A 17,150-nucleotide genomic window follows, 5' to 3' on the forward strand; every position below is an offset into this window, starting at 1 on the left:
AGTGATTTTCAGCCTAGGAACACCTTTCCCACGCTGGCCCCCAGGCCGACTTGCTCCTGCAGTTGGGTAGCACGATCCTTCTCTGGCTAGCCCCTCTGTCGACGCGCAGGCTGATACCCACAACCGACGAAGAAGGAGCACGAGAATGACTGCCACACCGAACGGATACGTCACCGTCATCTGGGAAACCAAAGCGAAGCCCGGGAGGGAAGCCGACCTCAAGGCGTTCATCACCGCCGCCGTCACCCCGTCCCGACATGACACCGGAAACATCGACTACGAAGCGCACGAGGTCGACGGTCAGCCAGGCGCGTTCGTGATCTACGAGCGGTGGGAGACCCGTGAGCACCTTGATGCGCACCTGAGCGCGCCCCGGATGCAGGACCTCGTCCCGCAGATGCTTGAGCTCATCGACGGATCTATCGAAGACGGCATCACGCTTCTTCGTCCCTTCCGCCCCACGAACTGACACCAGAACCAGGAAGAGTTATGACCATCACCCTCATCACCGGCGGCAGCAAAGGCATCGGTTACGAAACTGCACGCCGCCTCATTGCGGAAGGGCAAACCGTGTGGATCGGCGCCCGCGACATCGAACGTGGCCGCCAGGCTGCTGAGACGCTGGGCGCCTCGTTCGTGCAGCTCGACGTGACTGACGACTCCTCTGTCGGCGCGGCCGTCGACACGATTCGGGCTCAGGCCGGCCACCTCGACATCCTCATCAACAACGCCGGAATCCTCGGAGACGTCACGGCTCCCGAAGACATGACTGTCGACCAGCTCCGCGCGGTCTATGAGACGAACGTGTTCGGCGTCGTCCGTGTCACCAACGCTTTTCTGCCCATCCTCCGACAAACGGCGATGCCGTCGGTCATCAACGTCACCAGCGGACTGGGATCATTCACGTTGATCCACGACCCCGAGCGTGTCGAGTCCCAGTACCCGCTCGCTGCGTATGGATCGTCGAAGACAGCGGTGACGATGCTGACGATGCAGTACGCCAAGACCACACCGGACGTGCGCTTCAACGCCGTCGACCCCGGCCAGACCGCAACCGAGTTCACGGGCAACCTCGGGCACAGTGTCGAAGACGGTGCAGCAGCAGCCGTCCACATCGCGACCCTCGGCCCCGACACTCCGACCGGAACGGTGACCGACAGCGCCGGAGTGCTGCCCTGGTAACGACGCGATGGTGTCGTTGTTTCTGCGTATTCGCCCCGGGCAGTGAGCTCCCCGCCTGCGATGCGGGTGCCCGGCTGCGTGCCATCACGGCAGAGATCGGACGCCCCGTTGAGGCATCGCCGAGGGCTCCACATCCGTCCCGAGGGCGCCACCTCTACATGGCGCCCTCGATCCGGACTAGCGCCCTCGCGGAGGGGCGGGGAGCGGGGCCGGCTGATTCTGCGTGATGCAGTGGATGCCGCCGCCGCGAGCGAAGATCGGGCGGGCATCGACGGCCACGACCTCGCGGCCCGGGTACGACTCCGTGAGGATCTCCACGGCGAGCGCGTCATTCGGGTCGCCGAACGCGCATGCGATCACACCCCCGTTCACCGGCGTGTGGTTGATGTAGCTGTAGTCGACGAAATCCTCGTCGTCGCGCAGGGTCGCCGGCGCCGGTACCCGAACGATCCGGTACGGCTCGCCGTCGGCGGCGACCGCGTCGCCGAGCACGTCCATCACGCCGCGCATGATCTCCGCATCCGGGTGCTCCTCCGCGCGCTGATCGTGCACGAGCAGCGTGTGCGGATCGGGGAACGCAGCGACGATGTCGACGTGACCCCGCGTGCCGTAGGTCTGCGCGTCGCGATACAACCCGCGGTCGAGCCAGATCACACGCTCCACCCCGAGGGTGCGCGCGAACTCCCGCTCGATGTCATCCTCCGAGGCGTCCGGGTTGCGGAACGGTCGAGTTGAACGGAGCGCGTCGCGAGCACCGTGCCGCGGCCGTCCACGTGGATGCCGCCTCCCTCGTTCACGATCGGAGACGGCACGAGCTGCACCCCTGCGCGTTCCGCGATGCGGCGGGCGGTGTGCTGATCCTGGTCCCAGCGGAAACCGGTCTGCTGACCCCAGCCGTTGAAGCGCCAATCGACGGCGGCGACCGCACCGGTCTCGTCGTGCACGAACGTCGGCCCGCTGTCGCGCAGCCAGCCGTCGTCGAGGGGAGCCTCGGCGATCTCGACGGCCGCGGAGAGACGGCGTCGCGCCTCGGCGACGTGCCCGGCGGGGACGAGCATCGTGACCGGCTGGAAGCCGACGACGGCGTTCGCGACGTTCGTCCATGCGGTGACGGCCTCGGCCGCCTCCGCTTCGCCCAGGCCGAAGGTATCCGCGGGGGCCGGCCACCCCATCCACGTGCGCGCCTGCACGCCCGCCTCGTGGGGCATGCGGAAGCCGCTCATGCGGACATCTCGGAGCGCACGGCGTCGACCGCGATCGTCACGAGATCGCGACCGACCACGGGCACACCGCCGATGAGGGTGAGCAGCACGCGCGCCTGCGCGAAGGCGTCGGGATCGACCCGGAGCGGATCGAGGGAGAAGGCCGCGAGGTCGGCCGGCCGACCGACCGCGAGGGTTCCGCCCTCCTTCCCGATGGACGCGAACACCTGGGAGGTGTAGCCCTCGAGCGCCTGCACCGCGGACAGCGCCTGGTCCGGCAGCACCGGGGCGACGTCCGGCTTGAGCGCCGGGCGCCGGAGGATCGCGTCCGCGAGTGACGCGCGCGCGTCGTACGGGGCCACGGCCAGTCGCTCCCGAGGGCCACCGTCACGCCCGCGGCGCGGAGGTCACCGATGCGCCAGGCCCTGTCCGCGCGCTCCCTGCCGAGCCGCACGGACCAGTTGTCGGTCTGGTCGGCGCGCGTGTAGTGGGTGCAGTGCGTCGGCTGCATGCCCGCGGCGATCCCGGCGTCGGCGAACACGGCGAGGACGTCGTCCGGCAGGGTCTCGATGTGCTCGACGCGGTGCTGCACGTCGGTGCGCGGGAGATCGGCGAGTGTCCGGACGACGAACTCGATCGCGCGATCGCCGATCGCGTGCGTGGCCGTGGGGATGCCGGCGGCATGGAGGAACGCCACCCGCTCGGCGTACTCCGCGGGATCGAGCCACAGCGGATCCGTCGATTCGCCGCGGGTGTCCGGCTCGCGCAGCCAGGCGGTGCCGTTGTCGATCGTGCCGTCGATCATGAGCTTGACGCCCTCGACGATCCAGCGGCGGCCCGCACGGCCCTGCAGGGAGACGAGCGCGGCCATCTCCTCGTCCGTCATCCCCGGGAGGCACATCGGCGAGATCCGCAACCGGATCCCGAGGTCCCCCGCCGCCTCCACCGCGTCGAGGAGATCGAGCGCATCGGCGTCGTGCATGTCCATCACGTGGGCACCGGTGAGCCCCGTCGCGGCCATGCCGTCGAGGAGCGCGGCGAGCTGGGCCACGCGCTCGTCGAACGTCGCGCGCGGCATGATCGCCTCGACGAGCCGCATCGCCTGGTTCTCGAGGAGCAGTCCCGTCGGCGTCCCGTCGGCGTCGACGACCACGCGGGACGCGTCCCCGAACTCGCGTTCACCCGTGACGTCGGCGAGCGCGAGAGCCTCCCGCGAGGCGATCGCCGAGTGCGCGTCGAACAGCATCACGAAGACGGGGCGCCCGGGGCAGGCCTCATCGAGCATGGCACCGTGCGGTTCGACGTCTCCGAAGAGGTTCGGGTCGAGCGCCCAGCCTGACACCCAGCCGTCCGCATCCTCGAGCTCGGACGCGGCGGCGGAAAGGGCCGCGCGCACCTCGTCGAGATCGGCACAGCCGCTGAGGTCCACTCCGGCCGCGAGATCGAGGCCCGAGACGGGGTGGAGGTGTCCGTCGACGAGCCCGGGTGTCACGACCGCGGTGCCGAGATCGACGACCCGCGTGGTGTCCGTCACCCAATCGCGCGCCTCGGATCGCGAGCCGAGAGCGACGACCACTCCATCGCGGATGGCGAGCGCCTCCACGTCACCCTCCGCGTCGTCGAGGGTGTGCACGACCTGCGCGATCACCACGAGGTCCGGGTCGAGCGGCGGCGGGGTCTGTTCGGTCACGGGTTCTCCGTCGGTGTCGCAGGCGGCGGCCGGCACGCGAGGCCGGTCCGTACGGTCGCGACGCGTAAGCGGGCCGGAGCGGCGTCACCCTGCGTCACCGCCGGGTCGGTGAGCCGTCGATGTACCGCCGCTCCGCACCCCGGGTGACGATCACGATACCTCGGAGGGTACGCGAATGCCAGAGTCGGCCGTCGATTGCATGATCGACGACGGAATCCGTCGTTTTACAGCCGAGCCGGAGCGAGACACGTCGGCGTGCCGACCTCCACGCGTCCGACACGGCGGGCGGGCTCGCCGGTGCGCTCGTCGATCGCGAACGAGTCGATGGTGCCCGACCGCTGGTTGGCCACGTGCAGCACCATTCCGTCCTCCGCATGGTGCCGCGGCCAGTCTCCGCCGCTGTCGGCGTCCGCGACCGCGCGCAGCTCGCTGCCGTCGCCGCGGATCAGCATGGTCGAGATCCGGTTGCTCCCCCGCACGCTCGTGTGCAGGTGCTCGCGCGATCCGACGACCGTGATCTCCGCGGCCGCGTCTCCGTCCTGCGCGCCGTCCGCCGTCGCTTGAGCGCCGGCCACCACGCCGTACCGCCCGTCGAGTCCCGCGCGCAGAGTGAAGACCTCGATCGAGTACTCGGTGAGCACGTGCAGGTGCCCGCTCTCGTGCCACGTGAGGTGGCGGGGACCGACGCCGCGGGGAAGGGTCACCTCGTGGTCGAGGACGAGCGGCGCCGCCGTGGACGAGCCCCTCCTCCAGAAGCGCACGAGGTCGAAGCCCAGATCGGTCGTCGCGACGCGACCGTCGGGAAGCCACCGCGAGGAGTGGGCGCGGGAGGGGCGCTCATCCGGGGCCTTCGCAGTCTCATCGGCGTCGGCGACGGCGACGGCGTCCGGTTCGTCGTCGGGCGCGGCGGCGCCCGATCGCCCGAGCAGGAGCGCCAGTCCGTCCGCCACGAGGGCGTCCGTCGCGGAAGCCGACGCGTCGCCGGTGCTCCACGGATCGCGCGCCGCCGCGAGGTCGGTCGCGCGTCCCGTCAGTCGCCCGTCCCCGTCGATCGGGAGCACGACGACCCGGCCGTCGCCGTAACACGTGGCGATCAGGGATGTGGCGTCCGGAGACACCGAGAGGTGGCACGCCCCGCCGCCCACGTCGACCGGCGAGCCGAACGCGGCGAGGGTCCCGTCGCGGGCGGCGCGCAGGGCGAGGATCAGCCCGGAGAACTCCTCGGCCGCGTAGACCACGGCGAGCGCGGGGTGCTGGACCACCCAGGACGGCGAATCCGACGCCCGGTGGGTCACGGGCACGAGTCCGCCGGAAGGGTCACGACGGAGGGCGCGGATTCCGACCCCATTGCCCTCCCCGGTGCCGGCATCGCCCGGGGTGTAGCTGCCGAGCCAGAAGGCCACCGTCGTCTCATCCATGCCTTCAGTCTGGCAGTGCGTCGTGCCAGCATGGGGTCATGGTGAGCACCGATGCCTTCCGTTCCGCGTCCGCCCTCTTCGTCGATGTCGTCGAAAGGGTGCCCGACGATGCGTGGGACCGGCCGGCGCTCGGCGACTGGGACGTGCGCGGGCTCGTCGGCCACACGGCCCGAGCATTCATCACCGTGCTCGACTACTTGGCACTCGACGCCCCGTCGTCCGTCTCGATCGAGACGGCCGGCGACTACTACGGCTCGCTCTACCTCGTCTACACGAACCCCGAATCGATCCATCGGCGCGGGGTGGACGTGGGACGGTCGCTCGGCGACGACCCGGTGTCCGCGATCCGGGTGCTGCGGGACCGCGCCCTGGCCCTCGTGGAGGGACAGCCGGCGGGGCGGCTCGTCTCGATCGGCGGTATGGGGATCCCGCTCGACGAATACCTGCAGACGCGCGTGTTCGAGCTCGTCGTGCACACGATGGACCTCGGTCGGGCCGTCGACGTCGCCGTGCCGGTGCCGCCCGCGCTCGTGGAGGCGACCGCGACGCTCGCCGCGGCGATCGCCGCCCGCACCGGCAAGGGCGAGCAGCTCCTCCTGGCCCTCACGGGCCGCACCCCGCTCCCGTCCGACTTCTCCGTCGTCTGACTGACCCCCTAAAAACCTCGCATGTGCGCGAATTCTCAAGCAGGTCCGAGGTTTTCAGGGGGGTGAGAAGGGGTCAGGGGAGGAGGTCGTGGCGGACGACGACCTCGTCGCGGCCCGGACCCACACCGATCACCGAGATGCGCGATCCGCTCATCGCCTCGAGCGCGAGGACGTAGTCCTGCGCGTTCTTCGGGAGCGACTCGAACGTGCGGCAGCCGGTGATGTCCTGCCTCCAGCCCGGGAACTCCTCGTAGATCGGCTTCGCGTGGTGGAAGTCCGACTGGGAGACGGGGATCTCCTCGACGCGCACACCGTCGACCTCGTACGCCACGCACACCGGGATGGTGTCGAGGTCGTCGAGCACGTCGAGTTTCGTGAGGACGAAGTCCGTGACGCCGTTGATGCGCGCCGCGTAACGGGCGATCGGGGCGTCGTACCAACCCACACGACGCGGACGCCCCGTGGTCGTTCCGAATTCGAAGCCCGTCGCGCGGAGGTAGTCGCCCGACTCGTCGAAGAGCTCGGTGGGGAACGGGCCGGCGCCGACGCGGGTCGTGTACGCCTTGACGATGCCGATGACGCGGTCGATGCGGTTCGGCGCGATGCCCGAACCCGTGGCCGCTCCACCGGAGGTGGCGCTCGACGACGTGACGAACGGGTAGGTGCCGTGGTCCACGTCGAGCATCGTCGCCTGGCCACCCTCGAAGAGCACGACCTCGTCGCGCTCCAACGCCTCGTGCAGCTCGAGCGCCGTGTCGGTGACCATCGGGCGGACCCGGTCCACGTAGGACAGCAGGTCCTCGACGATCTCGTCCACGGCGATCGCACGCCGGTTGTAGATCTTCACGAGCATGTGGTTCTTGACGTCGAGCGCACCCTCGACCTTCTGACGGAGGATGTTCTCGTCGAAGAGATCCTGCACGCGGATGCCGACGCGGTTGATCTTGTCGGCATAGGCCGGTCCGATCCCGCGGCCCGTGGTGCCGATCTGACGCTTCCCGAGGAAACGCTCCGTGACCTTGTCGAGCGTGCGGTGGTAGTGCGTGATGAGGTGGGCGTTCGCGCTCACCTTCAGCTTCGACACGTCCACCCCGCGAGCGGTGAGGGCCTCGAGTTCGTGGAAGAGCACCTCGAGGTCGATCACGACGCCGTTGGCGATGACCGGCGTCACACCCGGTGTGAGGATGCCCGACGGGAGGAGGTGCAGCGCGTACTTCTCGTTGCCGACCACGACCGTGTGTCCGGCGTTGTTACCGCCATTGAACTTGACGACGTAGTCGATGCGGCTTCCGAGGAGGTCGGTGGCCTTTCCTTTGCCCTCGTCGCCCCACTGGGCGCCGACGATCACGATTCCTGGCATGCTCGATGCCCTTTCCTTCGGCCGGACGAGTGCCCGGTCAGATCACTGCGCGGCCCGGTCAGTCCAGGCCGCGGATGACGAACGCCTCGGTGGACGGGGCGGGTTCGTCGCGGGTCTCCCCGAGACCCTCGATACGGGCGACGGCGGTGTCGTCGGCTCCGCGGAGGAAGTCGTCGAGGCGCGTGACCTCGTCGGTCTCGCCGATCGCCGCCGCTGCCTTGCGCAGGGCGTAGAGCGAACGGAGGACGCCGCGGTTCGGCTCGTGCGACCACGGCACGGGGCCCTGACCGCGCCAGCCCGCTTTGCGGAGCGAGTCGAGACCGCGGTGGTAACCGACGCGTGCGTACGCATACGACTGGAGGGCGGAGGCCGGGTGGAACGTGTGCTCGGCGAGCAGGGCCCAGGCGAGGGACGACGTGGGGTGGGTGCGGACGACCGTCTCGATGTCGTCGATCGTCGATGCCGCCGCGAGGGCGTCGACGACCTCGGGCTCAGCAGGCAGCCGCGTCTCGGGAATCCCCAACAGGTCGTGTCCAGTCACCCGTCCAGCGTACCGCGCGCGCCTGTGGAGCACATCCGATCGATCCGAACCGCGTCGTCTTCTGGGCCTGGCGCGGACTCCCCGCGCCCGACCGCTGCGGTCGAGGGCTATAGATACGCATCGAGGGCGCCAGGTATACCTGGCGCCCTCGATCGGGAGTAGCCCTTTCGGGGAGGGCCGTGGGGTTACTGGAAGAGGCCCTTGTCGGCGAGCCAGTCGGTCGCGAGAGTGGCCGGTGCCGCCTTCTCGTCACCCTGGTTGCGGCCGTTGAGCTCGATCAGGTCCTCCGTGGTCAGCTCGGCCGACACGGCGTCCAGGATCTCGGCGACCTCGTCGGTCGCGGCGTCCGAGTTGATGAGCGGCAGCACGTTCTGCGGCAGGATCATGTTCTCGGGGTCCTCGAGCGTCACGAGTCCGTTGTCCGCGATCGCCGGAGTGGTCGTGTAGATGTTCGCGAGGTTCACGGTTCCGTCGAGGAGAGCCTGCACGGTGAGTGGTCCACCCGAGTCGCTGATCGGCTCGAACTGGATGTTGCCGGACGGAACACCGTAGATCTCCTGCAGACCGGTGGGTCCGTAGGGGCGCTCGGCGAGCTCGGGGTTGCCACCGACGATGAGCGGCACGTCGACCGTCATGAGGTCGGTGAGGCTCTCGAGCCCGTACTGCTCGGCGAACTCGGCCGTGACGTTGTAGCTGTCCTTGTCCTCGGCCGCGGACTGCTCGAGCACCTCGTAGCCGTCGGGCAGCGCGTCGCCGAGGGCCGTGTAGACCTCGTCGCTCGTGACGGCCTCGCTGTCGGGGGCGTAGAACTGCAAGAGGTTGCCGCTGTAGTCGGGGACGAGATCGATCGAGCCGTCCTCGAGGGCCGCGACGTAGGCGTCGCGCTGACCGATCTGCATCGTGCGCTCGACCGTGTAGTCGTTGGCCTCGAGGGCCTGGGCGTAGATCTCCGCGATGATCTCGGACTCGGCGAAGCCGGCCGATCCGATCGCGATCGACTGCGAGTCACCGGATCCGCCGTCGGAGTCCGAGCCGCCGCCTTCCCCCGTGAGGGGGTCGGAGCTGGAGCACGCGGCGAGCGTCAGGGCGGCACCGGCTGCGAGCAGCCCGAGCGCGACACCATTGCGTCGTTTCGTGAACATGGGGATTCCTTACTGTGTGGGGATTACTGCGTGGGGTGTGAGTGCGTGTGTGATGCAGGAGGAGAAGACGTGGGGCCGCCACCGTATTCCGGCCGATCGGAATCGGCGCCGCCGGAATCGGCACCATCGGAGTCGGCGGCGGGTTCGACGCGAGCAGGGCGTCCGGCGCCGAGCGCTGCGGGCGAGCCGCGGAGGATCCGGACACCCTTCGGGACGGCCAGCCGCTGGATCGCCGCGAACACGCCCTCCAGCACGAGGGCCAGCACCGTCACGAGGATCGCCCCGGCGAAGACGGGCTCGAAGCGGCGCAGCGGCAGGAAATCGAAGATGTACCGCCCGAGGCCGCCGATCGGCAGGTAGGCCGCGATCGTCGCGGTCGCGACCACCTGGAGCACGGCGGAACGCAGGCCGCCGACGATGATCGGCAGCCCGAGCGGCACCTCGACCCGAGTGAGGATCTGCCACTCCGTCATGCCGATGGCGCGCGCGGCATCGATCGTGGCGCGGTCGACCGATTCGACGCCCGCATAGGCGCCCGCGAGCAGCGGCGGGATGGCCAGGATGACGAGAACGATGATCACGGGCCCGATCCCGATGCCGAGCCAGAGCGCGAACAGTACGAGGAGCCCCAGGGTGGGCAGTGCACGGAGGGCCCCCGTCGTGCTCACGACGAGGAACGAGAGGCGCCCCGTGTGCCCGATGAAGAGGCCGAGCGAGATGGCGATGACCGCCGCGATGAACACGGCCACGGCGGTGATTCCGATGTGCTCGAGGAGGCGGACGGGGATGCCGTCGTCGCCCGCCCAGTTGGCGGGGTCGGCGAGCCAGGCGAGGGCGCCGAGGAAGGAGTTCACGCGGCCGCCCCCCGTCCGCGTCGCTCGCGCTGACGGGCCACGTGGGCCCACGGCAGCAGCAACCGCCCGATGAGGACGAGCAGCAGGTCGAAGACCACGGCGATCACGATGACCCCCACGATCCCCGTGAAGATCTCGGTGGGGAAGCGCCGGTTGAGGCCGTTGAGGAAGAAGTAGCCGAGGCTCGAGACACCGATGAGCGAACCGATCGTGACGAGGCTCACGGTGCTCGCCGACACGACGCGGAGCCCCGACAGCAGCACGGGGCCGGCGAGCGGCAGCTCCACCTCGAAGAAGCGACGGACGGGACCGTAGCCGATCGCGACCGACGACTGTCGCACGTCTCCCGACACCGCGTCGAACGCGTCGGCTGCCGTGCGGACGAGCAGGGCGACGGCGTAGATCGTCATGCCGACGACGACGTTGATCGGATCGAGAATGCGCGTGCCGAGGATCACGGGGAGGGACAGGAAGAGGGCGATGCCCGGGATCGTGTAGAGCAGGCCTCCGAGGGTGAGGATGGCGCCCCGGAAGGGCGCGTAGCGATGCGCGATCCACCCGAGCGGCACCGCGATGAGGAATCCGAGCAGGATCGGCGGAACGCTCAACGCGATGTGGTCGAGCGTGAGGCGCCAGATCTGGCCGAAGTTGGCGAGGACCCAGGTCATTCCGGAGCCGACCCCGCAGCCGTCCCGGCCATACCGCCGGGACCGTCGGTGAGGACTCCCGCGACCCGGCCCGTTCCGTCGACGAGCACACGATCGCCGTGCTCCGCGTCGATGTGGAGCGCGCGACGGCCACGTTCGGCCCCCACGAAGCTCGCGACGAACTCGTCGGCGGGATTCGCGAGGATCTCGGCCGGGGTGCCCGCCTGGGCCACGATGCCGCCCGTGCGCAGGATGACGACCTGATCGCCGAGGAGGAAGGCCTCGTCGATGTCGTGCGTCACGAAGACGATGGTCTTCGACAGCTCGCGCTGGATGCGCAAGAGCTCCTGCTGGAGCTCGTCGCGCACGAGCGGGTCGACGGCGCCGAAGGGTTCGTCCATGAGCAGGATGTTCGGGTCCACCGCGAGGCCGCGGGCCACGCCGACGCGCTGCTGCTGACCGCCCGACAGCTGCGCCGGGTACCGCTTCGCGAGCGAACGGTCGAGACCGACCGTGTCGAGCAGCTCGAGTGCGTGTGCGTGCGCCTCGGACTTCTTCACCCCGTCGAGGATGGGCACGTTGGCGACGTTGTCGATCACCGTGCGATGCGGCAGGAGCCCCGAGTTCTGCATGACGTAGCCGATGCGCCGACGCAGCTTCACGGGGTCGAGTTTCGCCACGTCGTCGCCGTCGATGGTGATGCGGCCACCCGTGGGATCGACCATGCGGTTGATCATCCGGAGCAGCGTGGTCTTGCCGCTGCCGGAGGAACCGACGAGCACCGTGGTGGATCGGGACGGAATGGTGAGTGTGAAGTCGTCGACGGCCAGGGAGCCGTCGGGGAATCTCTTCGAAACGCCCTCGAAAGCGATCATAAGTACCGGGCTCCCCTCGTGTGGATCGACGTCCGGTCGTCTGGACTTAGAAGCCTAGGCACAACCACCGACACCCCGCCACGGGGTGCCGCCGGGGAGCGCCGCGCGGATCCGCGTTTGGCAATCTCTCGTTCGATGCGCTACGCCGGTCGGATGGCGTGGGCACGCACCCACTCGTGCATGACGATGGCCGCAGCGGCCGACGCGTTGATCGAGCGCGTCGAGCCGAACTGCCGGATCTCCACGACCCTCTCGGACGCCGCGATCGCCTCGTCCGACAGGCCAGGGCCCTCCTGGCCGAAGAGGAGGACGCAGCGTTCCGGGAGGGGCAGCTCGTCGATCGGACGCGACCCGTCGACGTTGTCGACGCCGATCACGGGGATGCCGCGTTCGGCGGCCCAGTCCACGAGATCGGCGACGGTCTCGTGGTGGATCACGTGCTGATAACGATCCGTGACCATGGCTCCGCGCTTGTTCCAGCGCCGCCGTCCGACGATGTGCACGGTCTCCGCGAGGAACGCGTTCGCGGTGCGCACGATCGACCCGATGTTCATGTCGTGCTGCCAGTTCTCGATCGCCACGTGGAACGGGTGACGGCGCGCATCGAGATCGGCGACGATCGCCTCCATCGACCAGTAGCGATAGGCGTCCACGACGTTGCGGGTGTCCCCTCGCTCGAGGAGCTCCTGGTCGTAGCGCGGGTCGTCGGGAAGCTCCCCGATCCACGGTCCCACGCCGTGCGTCGTGTGTTCGGGGCTCGGGTTCTCGAGGCTCCGATTCTGGTCGTCCGCTGGGCGCTGCACCCGTCCACCCTAGGACGCGTGCGGCTCCGCCCCGACCCCGCCGTCGACGGTCGTCGATCAGGACGCGTGCCGGCGGAGCATCCCCGGCTCGGCTCGACGAGCGGACGCCGCCTGCTCGGCGTCGATCACGTTCCGCGCCTCCAGGTCGTCGAGCGCCTCGCGGATATCCGCCTGTACCGCCTCCTGCTCCCTCGGTGGAAGCTTCCTGAAGGCCGTGATCGTCGGCGACGGTTTCTCCCCGTCGTCCGTCAGGGCGGGGCGTTCCCGGAATACCAGCAGGACGATGACCGACACCCCGGCGATCCCCGTCGCGGCGAGGATGAAGAACATCCATTGATCGCCGTAGAGGACCTCGGCGCGCACGTCGCCCCTCGCCAGCAGCCCGAACGAACTGAGAAGACCGAGGGCGAAGAGGACCCCGCTGTAACCCCGCGCGATGCCTCCCCGGCGGCCCGCGACGAAGTAGCCCACGACCAAGACCACCGTGATGACCAACGCGATGCCGTAGAGGACACCCGCGACAGGCAGGCGCGTGGTCCAGTCGAACGGCGTCGACGAACTGCGCCACCCCTGCGAGAACAGGGTCGAGAACGCCCAGATCGGTGAGCCGAATGCGGCGAGCATCACCACGAAGAGGGGCCACACCCAGAACGGCAACCTCTCGTAGCGCTTGCCCTCGTGGTACCGGCCCTTCGGATCGATGGTGGACAGGACCTTCGGGTAGGCGCGGAGCGCGGCGACGTCGACCGACCTCCAGTCCACGGTGTCGCCCGGCTCGTACCCCGATACCCAGTACCGCGCGGTGGTGCCGGGAGGGACCGGGGCGGGGAGCTTCTTCTCACGAGCCATGGCAGCAGCATCCCATGTGTCGACAGACCTCCCTGCGTCATCGGGCTACGGTCGAGTCGTGGAGGACCTGCGAGCGACGTCGCACGAGCCGGAGGGCTACCGGTGTCCGTTCTGCGCGCTCATCGCGGGAACCCCGATGGACGCGCCGATCGCCGCCGACGTCGTGGCCGAGCGGGAAAGAGCCGTCGCGTTCATCTCGCCACGGTGGTGGGCGCGCAACCCGCGCCATGTCATCGTGGTCCCCCGCACCCACGTGGAGAACCTCTACGACATCACGTCGCCGGACCTCCACGGCGTCATGGACCTCGTTCAGGAGGTCGCGCGCGGGATGCGAGGGTCCTACGGGTGCTCCGGAGTCTCCACCCGACAGCACAACGAACCGGACGGCGACCAGGATGTCTGGCACCTGCACGTCCACGTCTTCCCGCGCTACCCGGACGACCGGCTCTACGAGACACGGCCGCTCGACGTCTTCGTGCCATCCGAGGAGCGCGCGTCGTTCGCGCGGCGACTCCGGACCGTACTGGGGACCAGAATGGGGTCATGACAGTCATCCCCGGCATCGATGTCGCCGCAGAACTCGAGAAGGTCGTGGCGCATTGGACGCCCCGGGTCGTCGGGCAGGTGAACGACCAGTACGTGAAGGTCGCGAAGCTCCTCGGTGAGCTGATGTGGCACGCCCACGACGCGGAGGACGAGATGTTCATCGTCGTCTCGGGTCGACTCCGCATCCAGCTGCCGGACGATCAGGAAGTGGTGCTCACCCCTGGCCAGTTCTACGTCGTCCCGCGCGGCGTGCAGCACAACCCGGTGGCGGAGGAGGAAGTGCACATCGTCCTGATCGAGACCGTCACGACCGCGCACACGGGGAACGTGATCAGCGAGCGCACCGTGCCCGTCGAACGCCAGCTGGGCGATCTCCGCTAGGCGAAGTCCGCTCGGCTCAGGCGCAGGGGACGGCGAGGTCCGTCGGGGCGGCGATCTGCGGTTCGACGTCCCACGCGAAGGACACGTCGACGTCGCCACGGGGATCCGCCGCGACGAGGCGGAGCGGCACGGCCGGGCCGGTCGTCGCGACCTCGAGGGAGCCGATGGGCGAGCCCCCAGAGCCGATCACGAACTCCATCGACGCGGTTTCGAGGTCGGCACCCGCGGCCGCGTCGAGCGAGACCCCGTCGGAGGGCCGGAGGATCGACGCGACGAGCGCGGACGGGGAGAACGCCGGGGCCCACGCGACGATGCGGCGGTCGTCGGAGGCGAGGCACACGGTGCCGCCGTCGGCCTCGGGAACGCCGAGCAGCGCGGCGAAGCCCGCGTCGCCCGTGACGTAGGCGCGACCATCGACGACGATCGCCTGGGCCGTCACACCCGCCGCCGTGACCTCGGCCCGGAAGCGTGTTTCCGTGCCCTCGAAGGTGATCTCGAGGCGCCGCGTGGGACCGCCACCGTCCTCGTCCGCGCGCTCCTGGAACGTGCCCGACATCGTGACGGGGCCGGCGTCGTCCATCGCGGCGAGGACCGCGTCGATCGCGCTCTCGCCGGACAGGTACTCGATGCCGTTGCGCTCGACGTCGGTGACGTCGACCTGCGAGAGGTCGACGTTCGACGGCGTCTCCGTAGGGACCGGTTCGGCCGCGGTCGTGCAGCCCGACAGGGCGAGCGCCGCGACGAGCGCCGCCCCGGCGACGAGGCGGCTACGCACCGTCGTCCGCGTCGGCCACACACGTGCTCGCGGCCCCCTGCTCCTCGAGCGCGTCGGCCGAAAGCGACACGTCGCCCGTGACACTCTCGGCCCGCACCACGAAGCACGAGTCGTCGTCGAAGTACGCGAACGTGCGCGGGATCCACGCGTCCCTCCCGCGGACGATCTGCGAGATGTCGGTGATCGTTCCGTCGCTGCCGACGACGTAGAGGTCGTAGGCCGTGTTCGGACCGCTCCACGCGAGCGCGACGCCGCCGCTCCCCTCCGTGATATCGAGGCCCGTGACGCGCGGCGGCCCCCCGGAGACGGCAGCGAGGACGAGGAGGGTGACGGCGACGCCGAGCGCGAGGACCGTCGTGATCGAGGACACGATGAACGCGGGATGCTTCCAGAGCTTCCGCGGCGCGGGAGGGGCTTCTGTGATCTCGGGGAGCACCGTCGCGCCGGAGACGAGCCCGCGCTTCACGGGAGCGACCGCCGGGGCCTCACCGGAGTAGAGGGCGGGCTGCCCGACATCCCAACCGAGGCGGACGCTCTCGCCGCCGCGGGACGGATCCGCCGGCGGGAGCGGGGCGGCGGCCGGAGCCGGTGCGGGCGCTGCGGCCTGCCCCGGGGCAGCGGCGGGAGTGAACGGGACATCCGGGGCACCTGACGGCGGCACCGACGCGGGGATGACCGCGGCGGACGGGGCGGCTGGCTGCTGCGCATCGGACGCGGGTGCCCACGTGGCCGCGGCGGCTGTGGGGATCGCGGACGCGGACACGACGACCTCGCGCTCGGGATCCCAGCCGATCGTCTCGCCGCTCACCGCTGCGGAGGAGGCGTCGGCCGCGGCGTCGCGCGCCTGCTGATTCTGCGCGCTCTCGGCGTTCTGGGCGTTCCGGCGATCCCGGCGGAACTGCGAAGCGGCGCTGTCCATGCATCCCCTCGGCCCACCGGGCGGAAACCGATGTGGTCACCCCTGACTGTCCCGGCCGGACGGCACGACCTAGCATAGTGGCGACGGACCACACTCCCCCGGGGAGGTCCGGAGGGGACGATCGACGCATGAGCGACCACGCGAGGACGCTGTCGCGGCTGCGCCGTGCGCTCGCCGCCCGCCCGGTCGCCCTCGGCGCGATCGTCGCCGCCGTCCTCCTCGGAGCCGCCGCGATCGCCGGACCTGCCGCGGCGACGGTCTGGGACGCATCGACCGAGGACGCGGCGGTCGAACCCACCTCGATCACGGTCGTCGACGTGCCGTACCGCTCCGAGATCGGCGTCTCGCCCGCCGAGGGCTGGACGATCGCCGATTGCGCAGGCGTCGTCGCCCCCGCCGGCATCGGTGTCACGTGCGAACCGACCACGCTCACTTTCTCGGCACCCGACTTCGATCCCGAGCTCGAGCGGCAGGACGTGCCGGTGACGCTCACGACAGGGGCCACGACGCTCACCGTCGTGTACCGCGTCGGCCTCGCGCCGCCAGAATCTCCCGTGATCGAGTCGCGGACGGCCCCGACACCGTTCGCGCAGGGCTCGCGCGTGCTGATCCCGCTCTCCGACCTCGAGGTCCTCTGCACGCTGTGCGGCGCGGAGGGTGGTCCCCGGATCCTGGCGGGAAGCGTCTCACCGGCGAGCGCGGGCACCCTCGGCGTCACGTCGACCCACGTCGTCTTCGCCGCAGCCCCCGACTTCACCGGCGACGTCGAACTCTCCGTGCGCGCGGTCGACGACCTCGGCCAGGAGTCGCAGGACGCGGCGCTCACCGTCTCGCTCTACCCGACCGGACCGTCGACACTCACAGCGCTCCACACCGTCGTGACTTCCGAGAGGGACGGCACGACGGAGATCGACCTCGCGGCCCTCGCCGCCTCGAGCGGCGAGGACGCCCCCGTGATCGCCGGCTGCGGCACCGCGGTGCTCGGAACCGTCGTGTGCCGCGCGGACGGCACGGCCGAGTTCCGGTCCACCGACGCACCGGTCGACCAGTTCTCCTTCTCCGTCGTCACGGCGGACGGCGAGCAGACCTCCGGCAGCGTCACCCTCGTGAGCGGAGCCCTCGCGACCGCGCCGCTCCCGGGCCCCGTCGCGTCCCGCGGACTCCCGGAGGCGCAGACGGTCGTGCCCACTCGCGTGCCCGTGGAAGACACGCCGGACACCGACGCGAGCGTCTTCGACGGGCTCATCGGCCTCCTCGATCGGGCCTCCGGATGATCCGCGACCCCTCTTCCTCTCCCCTCACCGCCCCCTTGGATGGAG

18 protein-coding genes and 2 pseudogenes are annotated in these 17,150 nt (G+C 70.0%); 6 read left to right on the plus strand and 14 right to left on the minus strand.

All coding sequences use genetic code 11. The annotated features are described in order from the left end of the window. Positions 1 to 145 precede the first annotated feature (145 nt). Positions 146 to 469: a putative quinol monooxygenase gene (locus ELQ94_RS08770; protein WP_127049232.1), complete on the plus strand. Its 324-nt coding sequence runs from the start codon at positions 146 to 148 to the stop codon at positions 467 to 469. A gap of 20 nt (positions 470 to 489) precedes the next feature. Next, complete coding sequence (locus ELQ94_RS08775; protein WP_127049234.1) at positions 490 to 1,182, plus strand: SDR family NAD(P)-dependent oxidoreductase; 693 nt, start codon at positions 490 to 492, stop codon at positions 1,180 to 1,182. A gap of 177 nt (positions 1,183 to 1,359) precedes the next feature. Here ELQ94_RS08775 and ELQ94_RS17745 read toward each other — a convergent pair. The 4 genes and pseudogenes from ELQ94_RS17745 to ELQ94_RS08790 all read right to left on the minus strand — a co-directional run bounded on the left by ELQ94_RS17745 (position 1,360) and on the right by ELQ94_RS08790 (position 5,492). After that, positions 1,360 to 2,405, minus strand: a pseudogene (locus tag ELQ94_RS17745) (agmatine deiminase family protein). Continuing rightward, positions 2,402 to 2,746 carry an amidohydrolase family protein gene (locus ELQ94_RS17725; protein ID WP_341807726.1) on the minus strand — a complete coding sequence of 115 codons (345 nt, stop codon included), beginning with the start codon at positions 2,744 to 2,746 and terminating at the stop codon, positions 2,402 to 2,404. The pseudogene ELQ94_RS17745 and the gene ELQ94_RS17725 overlap by 4 nt, the downstream one beginning before the upstream one ends. An 11-nt stretch (positions 2,747 to 2,757) precedes the next feature. Then, positions 2,758 to 4,110: pseudogene (locus tag ELQ94_RS08785) on the minus strand (amidohydrolase); the annotation flags it as partial. 188 nt (positions 4,111 to 4,298) lie between these two features. Continuing rightward, positions 4,299 to 5,492, minus strand: coding sequence for a lactonase family protein (locus ELQ94_RS08790; RefSeq protein ID WP_127049236.1), 1,194 nt, complete (start codon positions 5,490 to 5,492; stop codon positions 4,299 to 4,301). A 38-nt stretch (positions 5,493 to 5,530) separates the two neighbouring features. On the opposite strand from ELQ94_RS08790, the gene ELQ94_RS08795 reads away from it, so the two are divergent. Next, positions 5,531 to 6,139, plus strand: a complete 609-nt coding sequence (locus ELQ94_RS08795; RefSeq protein WP_127049238.1) for a maleylpyruvate isomerase family mycothiol-dependent enzyme — start codon at positions 5,531 to 5,533, stop codon at positions 6,137 to 6,139. A gap of 73 nt (positions 6,140 to 6,212) precedes the next feature. On the opposite strand, the gene ELQ94_RS08800 is transcribed toward ELQ94_RS08795, so the two are convergent. From ELQ94_RS08800 to ELQ94_RS08835, 8 genes are all read right to left on the minus strand, one after another. Beyond that, positions 6,213 to 7,499: an adenylosuccinate synthase gene (locus ELQ94_RS08800; protein WP_127049240.1), complete on the minus strand. Its 1,287-nt coding sequence runs from the start codon at positions 7,497 to 7,499 to the stop codon at positions 6,213 to 6,215. Between the two features lie 58 nt (positions 7,500 to 7,557). Then, complete coding sequence (locus tag ELQ94_RS08805) at positions 7,558 to 8,040, minus strand: DUF3151 domain-containing protein (protein WP_127049242.1); 483 nt, start codon at positions 8,038 to 8,040, stop codon at positions 7,558 to 7,560. 185 nt (positions 8,041 to 8,225) lie between these two features. Further along, the gene (locus ELQ94_RS08810) at positions 8,226 to 9,182 is read right to left on the minus strand and encodes an ABC transporter substrate-binding protein (RefSeq protein WP_127049244.1); all 957 of its coding nucleotides are present in this window, start codon (positions 9,180 to 9,182) and stop codon (positions 8,226 to 8,228) included. Between the two features lie 23 nt (positions 9,183 to 9,205). Beyond that, the gene (locus ELQ94_RS08815; RefSeq protein ID WP_127049246.1) at positions 9,206 to 10,036 is read right to left on the minus strand and encodes an ABC transporter permease; all 831 of its coding nucleotides are present in this window, start codon (positions 10,034 to 10,036) and stop codon (positions 9,206 to 9,208) included. Then, a complete protein-coding gene (locus ELQ94_RS08820) occupies positions 10,033 to 10,704 on the minus strand; it encodes an ABC transporter permease (RefSeq protein WP_127049248.1) in 672 nt (223 codons plus the stop codon). The genes ELQ94_RS08815 and ELQ94_RS08820 overlap by 4 nt, the downstream gene beginning before the upstream one ends. Further along, positions 10,701 to 11,558 carry an ABC transporter ATP-binding protein gene (locus tag ELQ94_RS08825; RefSeq protein ID WP_127049250.1) on the minus strand — a complete coding sequence of 286 codons (858 nt, stop codon included), beginning with the start codon at positions 11,556 to 11,558 and terminating at the stop codon, positions 10,701 to 10,703. Before ELQ94_RS08825 ends, ELQ94_RS08820 begins: the two co-directional genes overlap by 4 nt. A 140-nt stretch (positions 11,559 to 11,698) precedes the next feature. Beyond that, positions 11,699 to 12,361, minus strand: coding sequence for a TrmH family RNA methyltransferase (locus ELQ94_RS08830; protein ID WP_127049252.1), 663 nt, complete (start codon positions 12,359 to 12,361; stop codon positions 11,699 to 11,701). A 57-nt stretch (positions 12,362 to 12,418) separates the two neighbouring features. Then, positions 12,419 to 13,210 carry a hypothetical protein gene (locus ELQ94_RS08835; RefSeq protein ID WP_127049254.1) on the minus strand — a complete coding sequence of 264 codons (792 nt, stop codon included), beginning with the start codon at positions 13,208 to 13,210 and terminating at the stop codon, positions 12,419 to 12,421. A 58-nt stretch (positions 13,211 to 13,268) separates the two neighbouring features. Here ELQ94_RS08835 and ELQ94_RS08840 point away from each other — a divergent pair, with 58 nt between their 5' ends. Both ELQ94_RS08840 and ELQ94_RS08845 read left to right on the plus strand, forming a co-directional pair. Next, complete coding sequence (locus tag ELQ94_RS08840; RefSeq protein ID WP_243696928.1) at positions 13,269 to 13,757, plus strand: HIT family protein; 489 nt, start codon at positions 13,269 to 13,271, stop codon at positions 13,755 to 13,757. Further along, positions 13,754 to 14,137 (plus strand): cupin domain-containing protein, encoded by a 384-nt coding sequence (locus tag ELQ94_RS08845; protein WP_127049258.1) that lies wholly within the window; start codon positions 13,754 to 13,756, stop codon positions 14,135 to 14,137. The genes ELQ94_RS08840 and ELQ94_RS08845 overlap by 4 nt, the downstream gene beginning before the upstream one ends. Before the next feature lie 16 nt (positions 14,138 to 14,153). On the opposite strand, the gene ELQ94_RS08850 is transcribed toward ELQ94_RS08845, so the two are convergent. Together ELQ94_RS08850 and ELQ94_RS08855 are read right to left on the minus strand one after the other, a co-directional pair. Then, positions 14,154 to 14,912: a hypothetical protein gene (locus tag ELQ94_RS08850; RefSeq protein ID WP_127049260.1), complete on the minus strand. Its 759-nt coding sequence runs from the start codon at positions 14,910 to 14,912 to the stop codon at positions 14,154 to 14,156. Further along, complete coding sequence (locus ELQ94_RS08855) at positions 14,905 to 15,831, minus strand: hypothetical protein (protein WP_127049262.1); 927 nt, start codon at positions 15,829 to 15,831, stop codon at positions 14,905 to 14,907. The genes ELQ94_RS08850 and ELQ94_RS08855 overlap by 8 nt, the downstream gene beginning before the upstream one ends. Before the next feature lie 128 nt (positions 15,832 to 15,959). Between ELQ94_RS08855 and ELQ94_RS08860 the strand changes: the two genes are divergently transcribed. Beyond that, on the plus strand, positions 15,960 to 17,105 hold the full coding sequence (locus ELQ94_RS08860) for a hypothetical protein (RefSeq protein WP_127049264.1): 1,146 nt from the start codon (positions 15,960 to 15,962) through the stop codon (positions 17,103 to 17,105). Positions 17,106 to 17,150: the final 45 nt, after the last annotated feature.

Source organism: Labedella endophytica, assembly GCF_003990045.1.
GTDB lineage: Bacteria > Actinomycetota > Actinomycetes > Actinomycetales > Microbacteriaceae > Labedella > Labedella endophytica.